The sequence below is a fragment of the Klebsiella sp. 141251 genome (assembly GCF_050600725.1).
Lineage (GTDB): Bacteria > Pseudomonadota > Gammaproteobacteria > Enterobacterales > Enterobacteriaceae > Klebsiella > Klebsiella aerogenes.
The window spans coordinates 495,429-516,464 of record NZ_JAQIRG010000003.1 but is presented as its reverse complement, the minus strand read 5'-3'; the positions used below and the strand labels follow the sequence as shown (position 1 = coordinate 516,464).

Sequence of the window (21,036 nt, the reverse complement as noted above, 5' to 3'; positions counted from 1 at the left end):
CAATGCGGGGAAAATTGGCCCCGCATTGGTCGCCTATATGATGATTACTGCATAGTATATTGAAATCTACTTGCAACAAATGCGATATCAGCAATCCATCTGGCATTGCTATCACCGTTTGATTTTACGTAGATTGTTGATTTTTCGAATGAAATATAGTTTTCATGCTTAAAGTTAACACTAACCGGTGAAAGTTCTGTATTAGTGATTTTTCCATTTCCATTTTCATCTACGGCGATGAAAATTAACCCTCGATTCACTCTTCCATTTGTGATCAATGAGAGGTCAAGAAAGGCGCTTTCTCCTGCACTCAAATGTAAAACGGGTTCTTGTGAACCATTAATAAATTTCCCTGAAAGCGAGGTTGGATTTCTTATAAAGTTTACCGAACCATCAGAGTTGGCCTGGAAACGGCTACAAAAAATAGCGTTATTTGTTGACAAGTTTTCACTTAGACAAACGACGCTACCAATAATATAAAGCGGTTTGCCTAATACTAGATCTACAATGTTTTTGGGTTTTTTTTCAACTGTGATTATACCATACACATTTGAACGTTCGAAACCATCATGATTAATGACTGGTGAGTCTGTTATATCCCGGAAAACATGAATCGTCATTGGTGCATTATAAACCAAACATCTTGGTCCAATATGGATATGTGGAGCGTTTGCATTCAATGTCTGCTGTTGGAATACGCACTCTCGAAGCCCAGTACCATGGAAAGATTCGTTCCCATTTTGGCGTTCATAAGTCATTCCAGTCTCGCATGAGGATAAAAAAATACACTTATCAAGAACGTTGAACTCTGTAAAACCTCCATTGGACTCATTAACCATCCGAACACCAGATTTACAATTTTCAAAAGAACATCTGTCAAGAGATATACCGCACTGATCAGCGATTATTAATAAACCATTATTATCACCGGAGCCTGAAAAAGTGATCCCGACAATATTTGAACCGCACAAAACACCCGAGCCACCTTTTATTTTTAAGAAGGCATTGTTTGCGAATTTTAAAATCGTTCCTTTATTTTTTCCTTTGCTTCCAGAACCTATGAGATTAGGGCATGAGAAAGATTGTTTTTTTTCAACATTGCCGGCGTGAAAATATTCACCTGTGTCGTATAATATATTTGCATTGTTATCATCAGCCCAATCCATAAGCATATTATGGTAGGCGGTGTTGTCAAAGTTATTTCCGGCCAACATGCCGGAATATGAACAGTGGATTTCACTTTTGGAATCTAATACTCTTTCCCAGACTCCACCAATGGAAGGATATGATGTAATCATATTAGCTTCTATTTCTGGTTGCGAAATAAACCGAATAAAACCCCCACCAGTGTTTTGGCCATGATGATAGGAGTGGAGGTAAGCAATTTCATCATCCTTGCCTGGATTGTCTTTAAGAGCATCAACACTTTCAAAGTTGCGGAATGTACTTGAAGTATTCTTTTCGCTGGCATGCGAAACTCCAGTAACCATCGCAGCCGGTACGATTGCTCCAATTAAGGTTCGACGTGAAATCATTAATCACCTCATTAAATTTTATTATTGGAGTTACGCTTATTAAGCGATATTTGACCCATAACAAGTCCTATTAACATCCAATAATAAGGACGCATGAAATTAGATTCAATGAATAATGCAAGCATTGCAACAATAAGCGAGCAAATTATCACAGGATTGTCTGATTTATTTTTGCTTGCCTCACTTAGCATTTTATAGTGCCAGAATAACCAGACAACTAAAGCCAGCCAGCCACATGTTGCAGCAATTTCAAAGTAAATATTTATTGCTGGATAGCCTATGGGGGATAAATAGTCAGTTAATCCGGAATACATTGGTAGGAAATGACTTAATGTATATTCTTCAAAAGCACCAATCCCAATGCCCCAAAATGTACTCATCGCAATATCATAGGTTAATTGTGCTCTTGGCCAACGGTTACCCGTTCTATCCATGGCTGCATTAAACTTATTTGATGAGTTGATGAAATTTTGAAAGGTAGTTGAAAGCAAATCATCTTTACCTTGCGAGTAAAAATAAAAAATACCAAATATAAATAATACAACTAAGGACATTAGGAGTGTTTTCTTAAACTTCCCTTTGCCAATCATTGAAAGGATAATGATAGAAATTAAGAAAACAAAAATCAAGTTGGCACTTTTAGTTGTATATAAAGCAATAGCAATTAAAAACCAATCAATTTTCCCCGTGTAATTTATCAGGTTTTTGTTTTTGCCAATAGCAGTAATTGAACTCACAATCATTACTACATAAGGTGTTAATGATAGTGCAAAATACGATGGTTCGTAATATAGGACTTGAGCTCTATATTGAATGCCGGAAAATGTAAGTAATGCCCCGATTATTATTTGAAATCTATAAGCATCTCTAATGCCGACTAAAGCATTATCTTTATTGTTAGTAATGAGATGCTTGTACACAATTGATATGGAAATATAATTGAAAATAATCCAAATTAAATAGCCTAAAGATTTTCCTTCATTGGTGGAAAAAAATACAGAAGGTAAGCAGGTTAAGGCGAAAATTAGAACATAGAAAAACCATTTATCAATTTTCATTGATCTTAGTAATAAATAGAGGCCATAAGCCAGAAGTGGCAAAAGCGTAAGCCTCAAACCAGAAACTTGTATAACATCCACACTAACTAAAAGTGTGCAAACGAACGCTATCACTCTGTTTTTATTAACAATCATATAGTTTACGCCAGCATATCAAAGTGCAAGGATGATATATCCTGAATGTTGAAAGATCAAGAATATAAGCTGTTAATATATTTATCTTTTTTTAAGAATAAACCGAGTGTAAATCAATAAAATAATACGTGGTAATGCATAAAAGCAATTAAGCGTCAATAGTTTAGAAGACATCGTTTTCTGGGGCCTGGCGTAGATTGAAACAGAATGCTTTTAGCGTGTGTTGATTAACTTATTGATTATTATCATTTTTAAATGATAGTGTTCGACTAGATGATGTTCTTTGCCATAAGAAAAAACGTATTTTATTTCACGGCTAAGAAAGTATCATTTACTATTTATGTATTGTATGTGTTTGAAGCTTATTGATGTTTTAAGGGCTAAATGCAGTGGGTGAAAACAAGATAGTGTATATCCCCCACTGCCGGATAATTAAAAAACCACCTGCGCCCAGCGGGCAAGACCGGCGGTCACGGAACCAAAATCATCGCCGCCGGCGATCGGTATCCCCGGCAGCTGTGCGGCCAGCGCCTTCTTAATTAATGGCGATCGCGCGCTACCGCCGGTGAGATAGATAACGTCCGGGGTTTCATGGCTGCTTTCCAGCGCTAACTTTACCTGCTCCATAATGCGGGCCAGCGGCTGATTGAGCGCCTCTTCCAACCCCTGCTGGCTGATAGCGGTCGCCAGCTCATCGCTAATAAACGGCAGTTCGGCGTTGAAATCCTGCTGGGCGGAAAGGGCTATTTTGCTCTCTTCCGCGCTGCGCACCAGGCGATAGCTCAGACGCTGACGCCATACTTTAAGCAGCAGTGCGACCTTGTCGGCATCGCGGGCGTCGCGCAGCAGGTCATTGAGCATACGGCCGTTGGCGGCGCTGTAAAAATCGCTTTGCGCCGGGACGTCATTAATCGCCACCGCATTCCACCAGGGCAGTACCGGCAGCGCAATGCCTTTTTCCGTTTCACCGCCCATACCGAGTAACGGCATCAGGCATTTGAAGGCCAGGGCGATATCCAGATCGTTACCACCGATACGGCAGCCGCTGTGGCCGAGCAGGCTATTCTGACGGTCAGCTTTCTGCCGCCACTGTGGCCCCATCAACAGCAGCGAGCAGTCGGTGGTGCCGCCGCCGATATCGACGACCAGTACGCGTTTTTCGTTATCGAGGGTGGCTTCAAAATCTAATCCCGCCGCGACGGGTTCAAACTGAAACACGACATCGTTAAATCCAGCTCGTTTCGCCGCCCGCTCCAGAATTCCTTGTGCCTGAGCGTTGGCGTCATCGCCGCCAAGCCCCTGGAAGTTAATCGGTCGACCAATGACCGCCTGGGTAATTTGTTCACTCAGCTGAGACTGCGCCTGCTGCTTAATATGCAGCATCATCGCGCAGACCAGATCTTCAAATAACGCAACCTGCTGGGGTTTAAGGCCATTGGCGCCAAGAAACGATTTTGGCGACTTAACGAAGTAGACCTCTTCCGGATCGTCAACGTATTGATGCAGAGAGGCGAGTCCGAACTGAACGCTGTTGCCCAGGACTTCGATATCTTCATCACGGTTATAATTAATGGCGCGACGCAGCAGCGCCTGGTTTTCCGCACCGTCGGCCGGGACATTGTGGTGGCGGTATAGCCATTCGCTGACCGCTTCGCGCGTCGGAGCGCAAAGCATCGATGGCAACAGCGGGCTACCATTTTCCAGCGTTAAAAGCCGTGGGCTGTCACCCTGCATAACGGCGACCGAACAGTTGGCGGTACCATAGTCAAAACCAATAAACATAACCGGAAAAATCCCCATGCCAGTGAAGAAGGGGGGCGACTTTAGCGGATTGCCGCCATGCCGACAACTGGAATTTAAAAGCAAGGCGTATCTGGCGCAGAGCATCTATGCTTGTTGCGATTAAGAAGGAGAGTGCATGACATTATTACCCTGGCAACCGCCTTATGACTGGCGATGGATGTTCGCGTTTCTCAGCGCGCGTGCGGTAGCGGGAATTGAAAGCTTCTATGAAGATGAATATACCCGCAGCTTTAGTATCGATGGGCACAGCGGATTGATTACCGTTAAAGCGGATGAATGCGGGCAGGGTTTCCGGGTGATGCTCTCTCGCGGACTATTACCGGTAGCAGACCAGTGCCTGGCGCGCGTAGCGCAACTGTTTGATTTAGCATGCGATCCGTTTGAGGTCACGCAAACCTTAGGCAAACTGGCGCAGCCGCGGCCTGGGTTACGCTTGCCGGGCGCGCTGGATGCGTTTGAACAGGCGGTGCGCGCGGTATTGGGGCAACTGGTGAGCGTAGCGATGGCGGCGAAGCTGACGGCCAAAGTGGCTGCGGCCTACGGGCAGCCGTTAAGCGAAGCGCCAGGCTATGTTCTCTTCCCTGACCCACAGAAACTGGCGCAAGCCGATCCATTGGCTCTCAAAGCGCTAGGTATGCCCCTTCGCCGCGCGGAAGCCTTGATTCACCTTGGCAAAGCGGCATTGAGCGGTGAATTGCCGTTGACGGCGCCTGCTGATATTGCAACCGGTATGAAGCGATTGCAGAGTCTGCCGGGCATTGGTCGCTGGACGGCGAATTACTATGCGCTGCGTGGTTGGCAGGCAAAAGATATTTTTCTGCCCGATGACTATCTGATTAAACAGCGTTTTCCTGGAATGACACCCGCGCGTATCGCGCGCTATGCCAGCCGCTGGCAACCCTGGCGCTCCTATGCGTTGTTGCATATCTGGTATACCGAAGGCTGGACGCCGGACGAGGAATAGGCGTACAGGGCGCATATTACTGGTATCGCCGCCCTGAAATCCCTATAATTGCCGCGTTTGACGGTCAAACGTCACCCTCCATCTACATCCAGGTTAATCAGGTCGCAAAAATTTATGACTGATACGTCTCATCAGTGCGTCATTGTAGGCATCGCCGGCGCATCGGCTTCGGGCAAAAGCCTTATCGCCAGCACACTTTATCGTGAATTACGTGAACAAGTTGGCGATGAGCATATTGGCGTTATTCCAGAAGACAGCTATTACAAAGATCAAAGCCATCTGTCGATGGAAGAGCGTGTAAAAACCAACTATGACCATCCGAGCTCGATGGACCATAGCTTGTTGTTCCAGCATTTACAGACGCTGAAAAGCGGCCAGCCAATTGAATTACCCGTGTATAGCTACGTTGAACATACGCGTATGCCGGAAACGATTCATATTCAACCGAAGAAAGTGATCATTCTGGAAGGGATCCTGCTGTTGACGGATGCCAGACTCCGCAATGAATTAAACTTCTCTATTTTCGTCGATACGCCGCTGGATATCTGCCTGATGCGCCGCATCAAACGTGATGTTAACGAACGTGGTCGTTCCATGGACTCGGTGATGGCGCAGTATCAGAAGACGGTGCGGCCAATGTTCCTGCAATTTATTGAACCTTCCAAGCAATATGCCGACATTATTGTCCCGCGCGGCGGTAAAAACCGTATTGCCATCGATATTCTGAAGGCCAAAATCAGTCAGTTCTTTGAATAACACGTACTAATTGTGTAACGTGCAAAGAGAATCCCCAATTGCCCTTATTCCCGGAAAGCGTAAGGGCTAGATGCCTTAAAGGAGAAAGCTCATGCGTCTGTGTGACCGAGATATAGAAGCCTGGTTGGATGAAGGGCGCCTGGCAATCAGCCCACGTCCGCCGGTGGATCGAATTAACGGTGCGACCGTTGACGTTCGCTTAGGCAATAAATTCCGTACCTTCCGCGGTCATACGGCGCCATTTATTGACCTGAGCGGCCCTAAGGCGGAAGTGAGCGCGGCGCTGGACCGGGTCATGAGCGAAGAGATCGTATTGCCGGAAGGAGAGGCTTTCTATCTTCATCCTGGAGAGTTGGCGCTGGCGGTGACTTATGAGTCCGTAACGCTTCCGGCAGACCTCGTCGGCTGGCTTGATGGCCGCTCGTCACTGGCGCGTCTCGGACTTATGGTTCACGTCACTGCGCACCGAATTGATCCGGGCTGGTCTGGCTGCATCGTGCTGGAATTCTATAATTCCGGCAAGCTGCCGTTGGCGCTGCGCCCGGGAATGCCCATTGGCGCGTTGAGCTTCGAGCCGCTTTCTGGCCCGGCGGCGCGGCCATACAACCGCCGTGAAGACGCCAAATATCGCGACCAGCAGGGCGCGGTGGCTAGTCGAATCGACAAGGATTGATAAAGTAAGCGGCTTATAGAGGATGTCATGAGACGAATTCTGACCACGCTGATGATCTTGTTGACCGTCATTGTCGCGGGACTCACTGCGCTGGTGTTGCTGGTCAACCCTAATGACTTCCGCAACTATATGGTGCAGGAAGTGGCGGAGCGTAGCGGCTATCAACTGAAGCTTGATGGTCCGCTGCGTTGGCATGTTTGGCCGCAGTTGAGTATTCTCTCCGGCCGTATGGTGCTAACGGCGCCAGGTGCTTCCGAACCGGTCGTGCGTGCTGATAATATGCGTTTGGATGTTGCGCTGATGCCGCTACTTTCTCATCAACTGCAGGTCAAGCAGGTGATGCTGAAAGGCGCGGTCATTCAGCTTACCGCGAAAACGGAAGCGGTGCGTGACCAGAACGCACCGGTGGTGCCGCATGACAATACGTTGCCGCAGGCGCCGCAAGATCGCGGTTGGTCCTACGATGTCCGTAAGCTGCAGGTAGCCGATAGTGTCCTGTTCTTCCAGCATGAAAATGGCGAACAGATCACCGTGCGCGACATACGCTTACAAATGGAGCAGGATGACAACCATCTGGCGACGGTTGATTTCTCCGGCAGGGTCAATCGCGATCAACGTGACCTGGCGTTGTCCTTTACTGCACAGGTTCAGGGCGGTGATTACCCTCATTCTCTGAAAGCGGATTTTTCGCAGCTCAACTGGCAGGTACGCGGAGCGGAGCTGCCGCCGGATGGCCTCAACGGGCAAGGAAGTCTGCAAGCCAGCTGGATTGAAGAGGCGAAAAAACTCAGTTTCGACAATCTCCATCTCACGGCTAATGGCAGCGCAATTACCGGTAGTGGTAGCGTTGTGTTGGGGGATAAACCTGACTGGGTGCTAAACCTGCAGGCGACCACCCTGAATCTGGACAGTTTGCTTGCGCAAAACGCGGCGGCTAATGAAGGCAATGCCGATCAGCGTGGGCAAAGCCAGCCGAGACAGCTGCGCCCCGTGATTGCCGATAGCGATATCCAGCAGGATTATCATAGTTTGCTTGGCTTTAACGGCCAGCTCGCGCTGTCGGCGGATCAGGTGCAGTGGCGTGGTATGCGATTCAGCCAGGTGAAGAGTGATATCACGAACCAGCAGGGGCTGCTGACGGTGAAACAACTGCAGGGCAGTCTGGGCGAGGGGCGTATCTCGTTACCTGGAGTGCTGGATGTTCGGGGCAATACGTCCCATGCCGCTTTCCAACCGCAGTTAGATAATGTGGAAATCGGTACCATTTTGCAGGCCTTCCACTACCCGATTAGCCTGACGGGAAAATTATCCCTGAATGGCGATTTCTCCGGCCCGCGCATTGATGCAGATGACTTCCGTCGTAACTGGCAGGGACAGGCACAGCTGCGAATGAAGGATACGCGTACCGAAGGACTCAACTTCCAGCAGCTCGTACAGCAGGCTGTAGCGAGGAGCACCAACGTACAGGCGCAAGAAAACTTCGATAATGCGACTCAGCTTGACGCGTTAAGCAGTGATTTAACCCTGAATAATGGCCAGATAACGCTTAACGGCTTGCAGGGACAGTCCGCAATGATGGCGTTGAACGGGCAAGGTAATCTGAATCTGCAAGCAGAGGATTGCGACATGCATTTCAACGTGAGGGTGTTAGGCGGCTGGAAAGGCGAAAGCAAGCTGATTGACCGCCTCAAGCAGACGGCAATCCCGCTGCGTATCTATGGTAAGTGGCAGTCGTTAAGCTATAGCCTACAGGTAGATCAGATCCTGCGTAAGCAGTTGCAGGACGAAGCCAGACAGCGTTTGAACGAGTGGGCTGAACGCAATAGTAATAGTCAGAACGGCAAAGATGTGAAGAAACTGCTCGATAAGCTGTAATCATCATCAGCCGCCGCAGGTGACCCGCGGCGGCTGAACCGCTTTATTCACACTTCATAATCTAATTCATCTTCTACTTCAACCGGCGGGATAATCTGTACTTTCTGCACTCGGTGGCTTTCAACTTCCAGAGTTCGCAGGGTATAACTGCCAATCTTCACTTCTTCACCTGCGGCTGGAATATGCTGCAAATATTCCATCAATAATCCGGCTATCGTGTGATATTCGCGTTTATCATCCAGCGGTAGCGGAACGTACTGAACCAGATCCTCCAGCGGCATATGGCCGTTAGCGGTCCAACTGCCATCGGCGTTTTTGTGAATATCATGACGAGCATCGATCTCTTCCACTTCATTAGGCAGATTACCCGCAATGGTTTCCATAACATCGCTGATAGTCACCAGCCCTTCAACGGAGCCAAATTCGTCGACCACAAAAGCAAAGTGCGTCCGCGCCTGGCGAAACTGCTCCAGCGCCGGGAGTAGCTGCAAGGTTTCCGGAAAAATAAGCGGTTGGCGTAGCAGAACGTGTAAATCAAGCGGCTCATTGCGCAACGACTGCTGTAGCAGGTCGATAACATGAACAACCCCTAACAGATCCTCGTTATCGTTGCCGCCGGTGACGACGATACGGGTATGCTGGTTTTTCTCCAGCAGCGCGCGGACTTCCTCTTCGGGCGCGCTTAAGTCGATGTGCTCGATATCATGACGTGAAGTCATGATGCTGCTGACGGTGCGTTGATTCAGATTCAGTACGCGCTCAATCATTAAGCGTTCCTGCGGATTAAACAGCGGGTTTTCCCCCTGATCGGCGACCATGGTTGCCGTCTCGGCATCAAGCTCAGCATTCTCCTTACGTCCGCTTAGTAGATTCATCACCGCCTCAGTCGTCCTCTGCCGCATAGTGAGATTTGCCGAGAGGAAGCGCCGGCGATTAAAGATAGCTAACTGATTGAACGATTCGATCATCACCGAGAAACCAATAGCGGCATACAGATAACCTTTCGGGATTGGGAAGCCAAACCCTTCGGCGATCAGGCTAAAACCGATCATCAGCAGGAAACTAAGGCATAGGATGACAATCGTGGGGTGGCTGTTGACAAAGCGGGTCAGGGCTTTGCTGGCCATTAACATCAGCGTAATGGCGATAATAACTGCGGCCATCATTACCGCCAGATGATCAACCATACCAACCGCGGTAATGACTGAATCCAGCGAGAAGATAGCATCTAGCACGACTATTTGCGCCACCACGCCCCAGAACTTCGCCCCTTTACGCTGGGTGGGATTATTACTGTCTTTCCCTTCCAGCCGCTCATTAAGCTCAACGGTGGCTTTAAACAACAGGAACAGCCCGCCGAATAACATGATCAAATCGCGGGCGCTGAAGCTTAAGTCATGCCAGTTGAAGAGCGGCGTGGTGAGGGTGACTAACCAGGAAATTGACGCCAGCAGAACCAAACGCATCACCATTGCCAACAACAGACCGGTAACACGCGCGCGATCGCGCTGGGCAGGGGGAAGCTTTTCGGCAAGGATAGCAATGAATACCAGGTTATCTATCCCCAGAACCAGTTCGATAACCACGAGCGTAATGAGACCAGCCCAGATAGAGGGATCGGCAATCCATTCCATAATCAATAAGAACCTTTACAACATAATCGTATCATCTATCGATCATGGATAAGCGCCAGGTAAAATGCAACGACTTATGGTGGCGATGCGTAGCGGGTTAGCGTACAAACGAAAGTTATAACGTAATAAGCGATGGTTAAATATCGGGCCTTTAAGATCTATTTGGGCTGATTTGGAATTAATTAGAAATCCACACAATTACTGTGCGGTAATAGCAAGGATAAGAAAAGATTATTAACCGTGGCCAACACCAAAATATTGGCGTATTTTTCACCAAGTTGTTATTTAGGGGAAAATTCCTACTGAATTCCGTAGCTTGTCAGGCCTCTCGTTTAATAAGACCCTTAAGATGGCTCATTGTTGCATAAAAGCAGCAGTATCAGCGATGGACAATGGGTTAATCTGCGGGTAAGAAGGTTAGTTAAGTTAGCTTTTTGTCCAAAGTTTAGACGATTTTACTAATTACTATCGCCAAATTGCTATTCCACATGGTATTTGACTTTTTCTGAAGTGTCTTGCCATGGCGGTTTTTAAGAAAGAAGATGTTTAATCTGCAAAGGAAGTTGCTTATCGCCAGGAACGTTTTCCAATTATTATTGTTAAATAACAATGAATTAGGTGCTGCTTTTGCTCTGTTCCCATGAATGCCAATTGACCAGGACAAATGTGTGAGAATTTTCTTAAAGCTACCTGTCAGCTAGCATTTTTTGCGTGTATTCTTGGACTAAGAGAGTAATTTAGGATTTTGGTTAAAGTCGTGCACGGTACGATGCTGTACCATCACAAACAAATGCCAGTGACATCAACGTTCTGACAAAAATTCGAAAGTTTATAACCATATAGGTGGATGAAATAATGGTGAGTTTGAAAGCAATTATTCCGGTAGCAGGGTTAGGGATGCATATGTTGCCTGCAACCAAAGCGATACCGAAAGAGATGCTGCCGATCGTTGATAAGCCGATGGTTCAGTATATCGTCGATGAAATTGTCGCCGCCGGAATCAAAGAAATTGTGCTGGTCACCCATTCATCTAAGAATGCTGTAGAAAACCATTTTGATACCTCTTATGAGCTGGAAGCGCTGCTGGAGCAACGAGTTAAACGCCAACTGTTAGCAGAAGTGCAGGCGATTTGTCCGCCAGGCGTCACGATAATGAACGTTCGACAAGGTCAGCAACTGGGCCTGGGTCACTCTATCCTTTGCGCGCGTCCGGCCGTTGGCAATAATCCGTTTGTAGTGGTGTTGCCGGATATCATTCTTGATGGCGCGAGCGCGGATCCGCTGCGTTATAACCTTGCGGCAATGGTAGCGCGGTTTAATGAAACCGGGCGCAGTCAGGTTCTGGCCAAACGCATGCCAGGCGACCTTTCCGAGTATTCCGTCATTCAAACCAAAGATGGGTTGAAAGTGGAAGGGGAGATTGGCCGTATTGTTGAATTTATTGAAAAACCAGACGAACCGCAAACGCTCGATTCCGATTTGATGGCCGTTGGCCGTTATGTGCTGTCTGCTGATATCTGGGAAGAACTTGAGCGTACCGAACCTGGCGCATGGGGTCGTATCCAGTTGACTGACGCTATAGCCGCACTGGCGAAGAAACAGTCTGTTGATGCCATGTTGATGACCGGTGAGAGCTACGACTGCGGTAAAAAAATGGGCTACATGCAGGCGTTTGTAAGCTACGGCTTACGTAACCATAAAGAAGGGACTAAATTCCGCGAGAGCATCAAAAAGCTGCTGGCGTGAAACCAGGCGCTTAATACGAACGAAAGCTGGCGTGCAGATAACATCATATTGTTGAGTGGCACGCCAGCGTTAGAAGATCCAACTGAAATGAAGCCGAGATTCTTATTTATTCGGTTCATTAATTGCAATGAAGAGTTTTCATCTCAGTTGAATCTTATTGAGTACATAGATGCGATGGCTGATTGATGATTGTCGTGCGTGAAGCAGTCATTTGGTCAGATGAGTCAGAAAATTGCTTAACTGATAGTTGCTTAGTGCGCTCTTTCTTAAGCAAGCGCACTGTAGCACAGTTAGAGATGCGAAATAAAACTTGACTGAGATCATGTTTAGCCATTAAACAACGGTGATGTATGCATATAAACGTAACGTTAATGGATGAATATGCCCATAAGGAATTCATGGATAAGATACAGGGAAAAGGGATGTATCGTCAGAGGATGAAGCGTAAATGAACTGGCAATTTGTCTCGTTTTTTGGCGATAGTACCGTGTTGCTTCCTAGCGCAGTGGTGCTGTTCGCGGTGCTGGTGCTGCGTAAAACGTCCCGGACTCTGGCCTGGCAATGGGCGCTGCTCTTTGGGATTACGGGGACTGTCGTGTGCATTTCAAAACTGGCCTTTATGGGCTGGGGAATTGGCATACGGGAAATCGATTTTACCGGTTTCAGCGGACATACCGCACTCTCAACCGCCTTTTGGCCAATACTCTTATGGCTGTTAACTTCTCGTGCTTCATCATCCCTGCGCTGGGGGGCCGTGCTTCTGGGCTTTATTCTGGCGGGTATTGTGGGTTATTCCCGATTGATGATTCATGCACATTCGGTATCTGAAGTGGTGAGTGGATTTATTCTGGGGGCTTGTGGAAGTTTGACTTTTCTGCTGTTGCAATGGCGTACGTCGGCTTTTCGTTCTGCGCAGATTTCATGGATGGGGGCGTTGAGCGTGGTAATTATCCCACTCATATTATTAAACACTGGGGTTAAAGCACCGACGCAGTCGTTGTTAGGCGAGGTTGCAACCATGATCGGACCATTTGAGAAGCCGTTTACCAGAGCCGATCTACATAAGCATATATATTAATCATACTATTTCGATAAGTTTACGGGTTAACAGTTGGCGTGATTAGTATGATAAATGGCGTATCCATAGTTAACTAAGGGATTTTAGAATCGTGGCTTTCATAATGGTGAAACATAATAATGTTAACAGGATCTTTGAAAGCGCGGTTCGGTATGTTATTACGGATAAGATGATTCTTAAATGAAAAGAGAATAACGGAAATCAGAGTTATCGTTCTGGAACCCAAAAAAGAAGTGGGTGATGATATCTATCATATTTTGTAGTTGACTACTGCATGGGTATTTTTTTACTTAAACATGGCATTTATTTTAATTGCTTTAAAATCATATGGTTACCATGGTTCATTCTTAGGGTGGTAATAAATTGGTCAGCTGGTGAGGGATGCCATTAAATAATCTTATTAACAGATGAACCCTTGCCAGTAAAAATGAAAAATATCGTTTTATCCGCTTCGTGGGGGTGAATTTATACTCCCAATTAACAGAAGAATCTCGTAAACTCGAGGCGGTAAAAATAATTGCTGTGGTTAATTCACCAACAGTCGATGTAAAGAAAATTCCTGGGTAAGAGGTACAGTGCGTTGGTAGCTGTTAAGCCAAGGGCGGTAGCGTATCCTGACACTCACGGTACCCAATGTTTTGAATACTCACCATACGCATAGCGACGTTGTCAGACTTCTGATCATGTGCACATTATTGAGCCCATGAAAGTAGCCTTGGCAACCAATATCGCTTACATTATGAATGCATTAAGTTCACATCCGTTTGCAGCAAACCGCTCGTACCTGAGGATGTTGTCCATCGAGGCAATGGATCGCTGTTGTAAAAAATAGGCTTGTCGAACTCATAAGCTCCTGATTCTTAAAAATCCCCATTGCCGTACCCACCTGGTGGGAAGGGACTCGTAAATGGAACTTGAACAATGATAAAAATTGCTCGTATCGCACTTGCTTTGGGTCTGGTTGCATCAGTTAGCTCGCAGGTATATGCAGCAGGGTTGGTGCAAAATGATAATGAACTTCGCAACGACCTGGCGTGGTTATCCGATCGCGGAGTCATTCATCTAAGTCTCTCCACCTGGCCGCTCAGCCAGGAAGAAATTACCCGAGCGCTGAAAAAAGCAAAACCTTCATATTCCTCTGAACAAGTTGTCCTGGCGCGCATCAATCAACGCCTTTCTAATTTGAAGGCGGATTTTCGCGTAAGCGGCTATACGTCAACTGACCAGCCTGGAACACCTCAGGGATTTGGCCAAAGCCAACCAGCAGATAATTCTCTCTCTCTTACCTTCAATAACAGCGGTGAATGGTGGGATGTGCATCTGCAGGGGAATGTCGAAGGCGGCGAGCGTATTAGCAATGGATCACGTTTTAATGCCAACGGCGCATATGGCGCAGTCAAATTCTGGAATCAATGGTTATCATTCGGCCAGGTGCCCCAGTGGTGGGGCCCTGGTTATGAAGGTAGCTTGATTCGTGGCGATGCGGCAAGACCGATGACCGGTTTTTTAATGCAACGCGCTGAACAAGCTGCTCCTGAGACATGGTGGTTGCGCTGGATTGGTCCGTGGCAGTATCAGATTTCCGCAAGCCAGATGAACCAATACACGGCCGTACCTCATACCAAAATTATCGGTGGCCGTTTTACCTTTACTCCGTTCCAGTCACTTGAGCTTGGCGCTTCACGCATAATGCAGTGGGGTGGGGAGGGACGTCCTCAATCGTTTAGCAACTTCTGGGATGGATTCACCGGCAAAGACAACACCTCAGCCAACGACCCAAATGAACCGGGCAACCAACTTGCCGGTTTTGATTTTAAGTTTAAGCTCGAACCTACTCTGGGCTGGCCGGTGAGTTTCTATGGCCAAATGATTGGCGAAGATGAGTCAGGATTCTTACCTTCCGCGAATATGTATCTTGGTGGTATTGAAGGTCACCACGGCTGGGGTAAAGATGCGATTAACTGGTATGTGGAAGCGCATGATACCCGTACCAATATGAGTCGCACTAATTACAGTTATACCCATCACATCTATAAAGATGGTTATTATCAGCAAGGCTATCCACTAGGTGATGCGATGGGGGGAGATGGCCAGTTGTTTGCAGGCAAAGTTGAGTTGGTGACTGAAGATAATCAGCGCTGGAGTACCCGTCTGGTGTACGCGAAAGTGAACCCGGAAAATCAGACTATCAATAAAGCGTTTCCTAATTCAGACACCTTAAAAGGGATACAGTTGGGCTGGAGTGGCGATGTCTATAAATCTGTTCGATTGAATACTAATCTTTGGTACACCAATGCCGATAACAGCGATAGCGACGATGTTGGTGCCAGTGCAGGGATAGAGATTCCATTTAGTTTATAGGCTGGATGCTGAGAAGAGGGTAGGGATTACTGATTGTGAATTGTTAATCGGTAAAAACTCAGACGGCAAATCAGTAATTGAAAAATTTGGTTTATTGATGATGTGACATTATGAAGAAAAAAATTGTTAGGGTTTCAGCAGTGGCATTGGCAATTAGCTTTTTGACAGGGTGTACTATTGTTCCGGGTCAGGGGCTGAACAGCTTACGCAAAAATGTAGTTGAACTTCCGGATAGCGATTATGACCTGGATAAATTGGTGAACGTATATCCAATGACGCCAGGGATAGTTGATCAATTACGACCTGAACCTGTGATGGCTCGTTCAAACCCTCAGTTAGATAACCTACTTAAAAACTATGAATACAGAATTGGAGTAGGTGACGTATTAATGGTTACTGTTTGGGATCATCCTGAGTTAACTACTCCTGCGGGGCAATACCGGAGCGCTAGCGATACAGGTAACTGGGTAAACTCTGATGGTTCAATTTTTTATCCTTACATCGGTAAGGTCCAAGTTGCAGGCAAAACACTAGGCCAAGTACGTCAAGATATCGCAAGCAGACTGACGACTTATATAGAAAGTCCGCAAGTTGATGTTAGTATCGCGGCATTCCGTTCACAAAAGGCATATGTTACAGGCGAAGTCGCTAAATCCGGCCAACAAGCTATCACGAATATCCCTCTCACTGTGATGGATGCAATTAATGCAGCAGGGGGATTAGCTGAGGATGCAGATTGGAGAAATGTTGTTTTAACTCATAATGGAAAAGATACCAAAATATCATTGTATGCTCTAATGCAAAAAGGTGATTTGACCCAAAACTATTTGCTGTATCCTGGGGATATTTTATTTGTTCCTAGAAACGATGATTTGAAAGTATTCGTTATGGGTGAGGTCGGCAAACAAAGTACCATGAAAATGGATAGAAGTGGTATGACACTTGCAGAGGCATTGGGAAATGCCGAAGGTATAGTTCAGGCTATGAGTGATGCAACTGGCATATTTGTCATAAGACAATTAAAAGGTGATAAACAAGGTAAGATCGCCAACATCTATCAACTTAATGCCCAAGATGCCTCAGCGATGGTTTTAGGTACTGAATTCCAATTGCAACCATATGATATTGTATATGTTACAACAGCTCCTCTTGTACGTTGGAATCGCGTAATTTCACAGCTTGTACCGACTATTAGCGGTGTCCATGATTTAACTGAAACCGTACGCTATATCAAAACTTGGCCATAAATATGTTTAATTCAATATTGGTAATTTGTACTGGAAATATTTGCCGCTCCCCAATTGGTGAACGATTATTACGTAATGCTTTGCCGAATAGAAGAATTGATTCAGCAGGTGTCGGGGCATTAGTAGGACATTCTGCCGACCCGGCAGCTGTAAGAGTGGCAGAAAAACATAGTTTGTCTCTTGATGGGCATAAAGGAAGGCAATTTACCTCGAGCCTGGGACGCCAGTATGACTTACTTTTAGTTATGGAAAGCGTTCATTTAGAGCAGGTGACGAAAATTGCGCCTGAGGTCAGGGGAAAAACTATGCTCCTTGGTCATTGGTTGGATGGAAAGGAAATACCGGATCCTTATAGGAAAAGTGATGAGGCATTCGAATTAGTATTTCAGTTAATTGATCAAGGTTGCCGACTTTGGGCCGAAAAGCTAGGTAGATAATTCAGGAATCGTCTGCATGACATCAGTAAATAACAAAACATCTCAAGATAACGGTGAAATTGATTTTGGACGTTTGGTTGGCGAGTTAATTGATCATCGGAAGTTAATTATAGCTATTACTGCTGGTTTTACAGTATTGGCTGTAATGTATGCTCTATTGGCAACGCCTATTTACCAAGCTAATGCACTAATTCAAGTTGAACAAAAACAGGGTAATGCTCTTATCGATAGTTTGAGCCAAATGTTGCCTGATAGCCAGCCGCAATCAGCCCCAGAAATCATCTTATTACAGTCAAGAATGATATTGGGTAAAACTGTAGATGATCTTAATCTGCAGGCAAAAGTTGAGCAGAAATATTTCCCGGGGATCGGCCGTGGTATAGCCCGGATCCTTGGTGAAAAACCAGGTGAGTTAAATATTAATCGCTTGTACCTTTCTGAAAATAATGGAGAAAAAACACCTGAATTGATCCTTACTGTAAAAGACAATAATCACTATACTGTCCAAGGTGAGAATTTCTTAGTAAACGGTGTTGTTGGAGAATTGCTTGAGAATAAATATATCTCAATTTTGGTGCAAGCCATTGACGCACCATCTGGGACCGAATTTTCAATTAAGTATTTAACTAGACTTCAGGCAATTAATAATCTTCAAAGTGCATTTGTAGCTGTAGACCAAGGTAAAGATGCAGGAATGTTAGGGCTAACCTTGACAGGTGATGATCCGGCTTTACTCGTCAGAATGTTAGATAGTATTAGCGATAACTATTTATCACAGAATGTCGCTAGACAGGCTGCCCAGGATGCAAAAAGTCTTGAGTTTCTCAGCACTCAGTTACCAAAAGTACGTGCTGAATTGGATAGTGCCGAAGATAAATTAAACGCATATCGAAAACAAAAAGACTCTGTCGATCTCACAATGGAGGCAAAATCAGTACTTGACCAGATTGTTAATGTCGATAACCAACTTAATGGATTGACTTTTAAAGAAGCTGAGATATCTCAACTTTATACAAAAGAACATCCAACATATAAAGCTCTTATGGAGAAGAGGAAAACCCTTCAGCAAGAGAAAGATAAACTTAATAAACGCGTAAATGCCATGCCTTCAACCCAACAAGAAGTATTACGGTTGAGCAGAGACGTGGAGTCGGGAAGGGCTGTGTATATGCAACTTCTAAACCGACAACAAGAACTTAATATAGCCAAATCAAGTGCTATTGGAAACGTTCGTATTATTGATAATGCAGTTATTGATCCAAAAGCTGTTAAACCAAATAAAATATTAGTTGTTTTAGTTGGTGTGATTATTGGTCTGTTTCTATCAGTTGGTATGGTACTACTACGAGTACTGTTACGTAGAGGTATAGAATCTCCTGAAGAGTTAGAGGAACTTGGAATAAATGTCTATGCAAGCATTCCTATCTCGGAATGGTTAGCAAAAGAATCATCTAAAGCTGGCAAGAAAAAGAAAAATGAATCTGCAAAATTACTAGCGGTTGAGAATCCAGCTGATTTGGCAATAGAGGCTATTCGAAGTCTCCGAACTAGCTTACATTTTGCTATGATGGAGTCCAGGAACAATGTTTTAATGATTTCTGGCGCAAGTCCTAATGCAGGGAAAACATTTGTTAGTACTAATTTAGCTGCAGTTATTGCATTAACAAATAAGAAGGTACTTTTTATAGATGCTGACCTACGCAAAGGTTATGTCCATAAAATGCTAGGCCATAAGCAATTGAAAGGTTTATCAGAAATTCTTTCTGGACAGATTAAGGTCGAAAATGTAGTTGAAAAAGTACCTGGCGGTGAGTTTGATTATATTGGTAGAGGACAAGTTCCACCAAATCCTGCTGAATTATTGATGCATCCACGTTTTGGAGAGTTAGTCCAGTGGGCATCAGAAAATTATGATTTAGTCATTATTGATACACCGCCAATTCTTGCTGTTACTGATGCCGCAATCATTGGTCATTATGCAGGTACAATCCTTTTAGTTGCAAGATTTGAAGCCAATACGCCTAAGGAAATATCGGTAAGTGTTAGTCGCTTTGAGCAAAGTGGATTAATAATAAAAGGTTGTATTCTTAATGGAGTAGTAAAAAAAGCAAGTAGTTACTATGGATACGGTTATAATCATTATGGATATAATTATTCCGATAAAGAAAAGTAATACATTTTGATTAATCGGTCCTGTCACGGCAGGGCCGATTGTATTACCTATGTGCGCTTGTTTACATATTTAGAGGGATATATGACCCAATTAAAGAAAAATATTAGTTGCAGCATTGCACTAGGTGTAGCCGATTTGCTGGGCTTTGTTCTTTCGCTTTATCTTTCATTGGCTATATTATCAGTTACTCTCCCTAATTTCGAAAATAGGGTTCCTGATGATCAAATTGATGGTTGGATTGCTCTCCATTGGTTACTCGGCGCATGTTGCATAATCTGGTTTGGAGTGAGACTTAGGCATTATTTTTATCGTAAGACTTTTTGGTATGAGCTAAAAGAAATATTGAGAACCTTAGTAATCTTTGCTGTAATTGAATTAGCAGTTATTGCTTTTGCAAAGTGGTATTTTTCTCGTTATGTCTGGCTTTTAACATGGCTTTTAGCGGCACTTCTCGTGCCTCTTTTTAGGATGATAACAAAAAAAGTTCTGGATAAATTAGGTTTGTGGTTGCGTGATACTTGGATCATTGGGAACGGTAAGAATGCGATTGAAGCATTTAATGCAATTAACAGTGAAAAGAACTTAGGCCTGAATATCATAGGATTTATCGCAGATTCCCGAACAGATAATTTAGAAATTGCAAAGCTCAACATTCCAATAATTTTCGCAAAAAAAGAATGGTTGAATGGAATAGACAAACGAACACAATTCATCGTAGCGGTAGAGGCCAATCAAGGTGATATTCGTAATTCTTGGCTTCGCGAGTTTATGATCAAAGGGTATCGTTTTGTCTCGGTAATCCCAACCCTACGGGGCGTACCATTAGATAGTACGGATATGTCATTCATATTTAGCCATGAAGTTATGATATTTAGAGTACAGCAGAATCTGGCTAAATTATCTTCACGAATTATTAAACGAGGGTTTGATATATTCGGCTCGATGGGTATTATTCTAATTTTATCTCCACTTTTACTTTATATATATAATAAAGTTAAAAAGGATGGCGGTCCTGCTATTTATGGTCATGAGCGCGTTGGGAAAGATGGTAAGCCTTTCAAATGCCTGAAGTTTAGATCAATGGTAGTTAACTCAAAAGAGGTCCTGGATAACTTACTGGCGAGCGATCCAGAAGCTCGAACCGAATGGGATGCAACATTTAAATTGAAAAATGATCCCAGAATCACCAAAATTGGCCAATTTTTACGTAGTACAAGTCTTGATGAGCTCCCTCAATTGTTTAATGTTTTAAAAGGGGAGATGAGTCTGGTGGGCCCACGCCCTATTATTACCGCAGAGTTAGAAAGATATAACGAAGAAGTCGATTATTATTTACTTAGTAAACCTGGAATGACAGGACTATGGCAAGTGAGTGGCAGGAGTGACGTTGATTATGATACTCGTGTCTATTTGGATGCATGGTATGTTAAAAACTGGTCTATGTGGAACGACATAGCCATCCTTTTTAAAACTATAGGTGTTGTATTAAAAAAAGATGGCGCATATTAAATCATCTTAAAGGTGAAAAATAAAAAAGTTTCGCATATTACTTACAGATTAA

At 44.9% G+C, this 21,036-nt stretch carries 15 protein-coding genes; 11 read left to right on the top strand and 4 right to left on the bottom strand.

The window, feature by feature from the left end; translation table 11 throughout:
- Nucleotides 1-44 precede the first annotated feature (44 nt).
- From PGR09_RS10175 to yegD, 3 genes are all read right to left on the bottom strand, one after another.
- Nucleotides 45-1,535 carry a hypothetical protein gene (locus tag PGR09_RS10175; protein ID WP_315711207.1) on the bottom strand — a complete coding sequence of 497 codons (1,491 nt, stop codon included), beginning with the start codon at nucleotides 1,533-1,535 and terminating at the stop codon, nucleotides 45-47.
- Nucleotides 1,536-1,546: 11 nt separating this feature from the next.
- Nucleotides 1,547-2,728, bottom strand: a complete 1,182-nt coding sequence (locus PGR09_RS10170) for an O-antigen ligase family protein (protein WP_213797614.1) — start codon at nucleotides 2,726-2,728, stop codon at nucleotides 1,547-1,549.
- 432 nt (nucleotides 2,729-3,160) lie between these two features.
- Nucleotides 3,161-4,510 carry a molecular chaperone gene (gene yegD / locus PGR09_RS10165; protein WP_213797615.1) on the bottom strand — a complete coding sequence of 450 codons (1,350 nt, stop codon included), beginning with the start codon at nucleotides 4,508-4,510 and terminating at the stop codon, nucleotides 3,161-3,163.
- 136 nt (nucleotides 4,511-4,646) lie between these two features.
- Here yegD and alkA point away from each other — a divergent pair, with 136 nt between their 5' ends.
- From alkA to asmA, 4 genes are all read left to right on the top strand, one after another.
- The gene (gene alkA / locus PGR09_RS10160) at nucleotides 4,647-5,495 is read left to right on the top strand and encodes a DNA-3-methyladenine glycosylase 2 (protein ID WP_213797616.1); all 849 of its coding nucleotides are present in this window, start codon (nucleotides 4,647-4,649) and stop codon (nucleotides 5,493-5,495) included.
- Nucleotides 5,496-5,609: 114 nt separating this feature from the next.
- Nucleotides 5,610-6,251, top strand: a complete 642-nt coding sequence (udk, locus tag PGR09_RS10155; protein ID WP_015365789.1) for a uridine kinase — start codon at nucleotides 5,610-5,612, stop codon at nucleotides 6,249-6,251.
- Nucleotides 6,252-6,342: 91 nt separating this feature from the next.
- Nucleotides 6,343-6,924 (top strand): dCTP deaminase, encoded by a 582-nt coding sequence (dcd, locus tag PGR09_RS10150; RefSeq protein WP_015365790.1) that lies wholly within the window; start codon nucleotides 6,343-6,345, stop codon nucleotides 6,922-6,924.
- A gap of 27 nt (nucleotides 6,925-6,951) precedes the next feature.
- Nucleotides 6,952-8,799: an outer membrane assembly protein AsmA gene (gene asmA, locus PGR09_RS10145; protein WP_315711206.1), complete on the top strand. Its 1,848-nt coding sequence runs from the start codon at nucleotides 6,952-6,954 to the stop codon at nucleotides 8,797-8,799.
- A 47-nt stretch (nucleotides 8,800-8,846) separates the two neighbouring features.
- Here asmA and PGR09_RS10140 read toward each other — a convergent pair whose 3' ends face one another.
- Complete coding sequence (locus tag PGR09_RS10140; RefSeq protein WP_047046458.1) at nucleotides 8,847-10,433, bottom strand: TerC family protein; 1,587 nt, start codon at nucleotides 10,431-10,433, stop codon at nucleotides 8,847-8,849.
- Nucleotides 10,434-11,288: 855 nt separating this feature from the next.
- On the opposite strand from PGR09_RS10140, the gene galF reads away from it, so the two are divergent.
- The 7 genes from galF (at nucleotide 11,289) to wbaP (ending at nucleotide 20,984) form a co-directional block, all read left to right on the top strand.
- Complete coding sequence (galF, locus tag PGR09_RS10135; protein ID WP_015706060.1) at nucleotides 11,289-12,179, top strand: UTP--glucose-1-phosphate uridylyltransferase GalF; 891 nt, start codon at nucleotides 11,289-11,291, stop codon at nucleotides 12,177-12,179.
- Between the two features lie 448 nt (nucleotides 12,180-12,627).
- On the top strand, nucleotides 12,628-13,257 hold the full coding sequence (locus PGR09_RS10130; protein WP_045391862.1) for a phosphatase PAP2 family protein: 630 nt from the start codon (nucleotides 12,628-12,630) through the stop codon (nucleotides 13,255-13,257).
- 921 nt (nucleotides 13,258-14,178) lie between these two features.
- Nucleotides 14,179-15,618, top strand: coding sequence for a capsule assembly Wzi family protein (locus PGR09_RS10125; RefSeq protein WP_315711205.1), 1,440 nt, complete (start codon nucleotides 14,179-14,181; stop codon nucleotides 15,616-15,618).
- Nucleotides 15,619-15,728: 110 nt separating this feature from the next.
- The gene (locus PGR09_RS10120) at nucleotides 15,729-16,865 is read left to right on the top strand and encodes a polysaccharide export protein (RefSeq protein WP_213797619.1); all 1,137 of its coding nucleotides are present in this window, start codon (nucleotides 15,729-15,731) and stop codon (nucleotides 16,863-16,865) included.
- A 2-nt stretch (nucleotides 16,866-16,867) separates the two neighbouring features.
- Nucleotides 16,868-17,302, top strand: a complete 435-nt coding sequence (locus tag PGR09_RS10115; protein ID WP_430916103.1) for a protein tyrosine phosphatase — start codon at nucleotides 16,868-16,870, stop codon at nucleotides 17,300-17,302.
- Nucleotides 17,303-17,318: 16 nt separating this feature from the next.
- Nucleotides 17,319-19,475 (top strand): polysaccharide biosynthesis tyrosine autokinase, encoded by a 2,157-nt coding sequence (locus tag PGR09_RS10110; protein ID WP_430916102.1) that lies wholly within the window; start codon nucleotides 17,319-17,321, stop codon nucleotides 19,473-19,475.
- An 81-nt stretch (nucleotides 19,476-19,556) separates the two neighbouring features.
- A complete protein-coding gene (gene wbaP / locus PGR09_RS10105) occupies nucleotides 19,557-20,984 on the top strand; it encodes an undecaprenyl-phosphate galactose phosphotransferase WbaP (protein ID WP_315711202.1) in 1,428 nt (475 codons plus the stop codon).
- The last annotated feature ends 52 nt before the right edge of the window (nucleotides 20,985-21,036 follow it).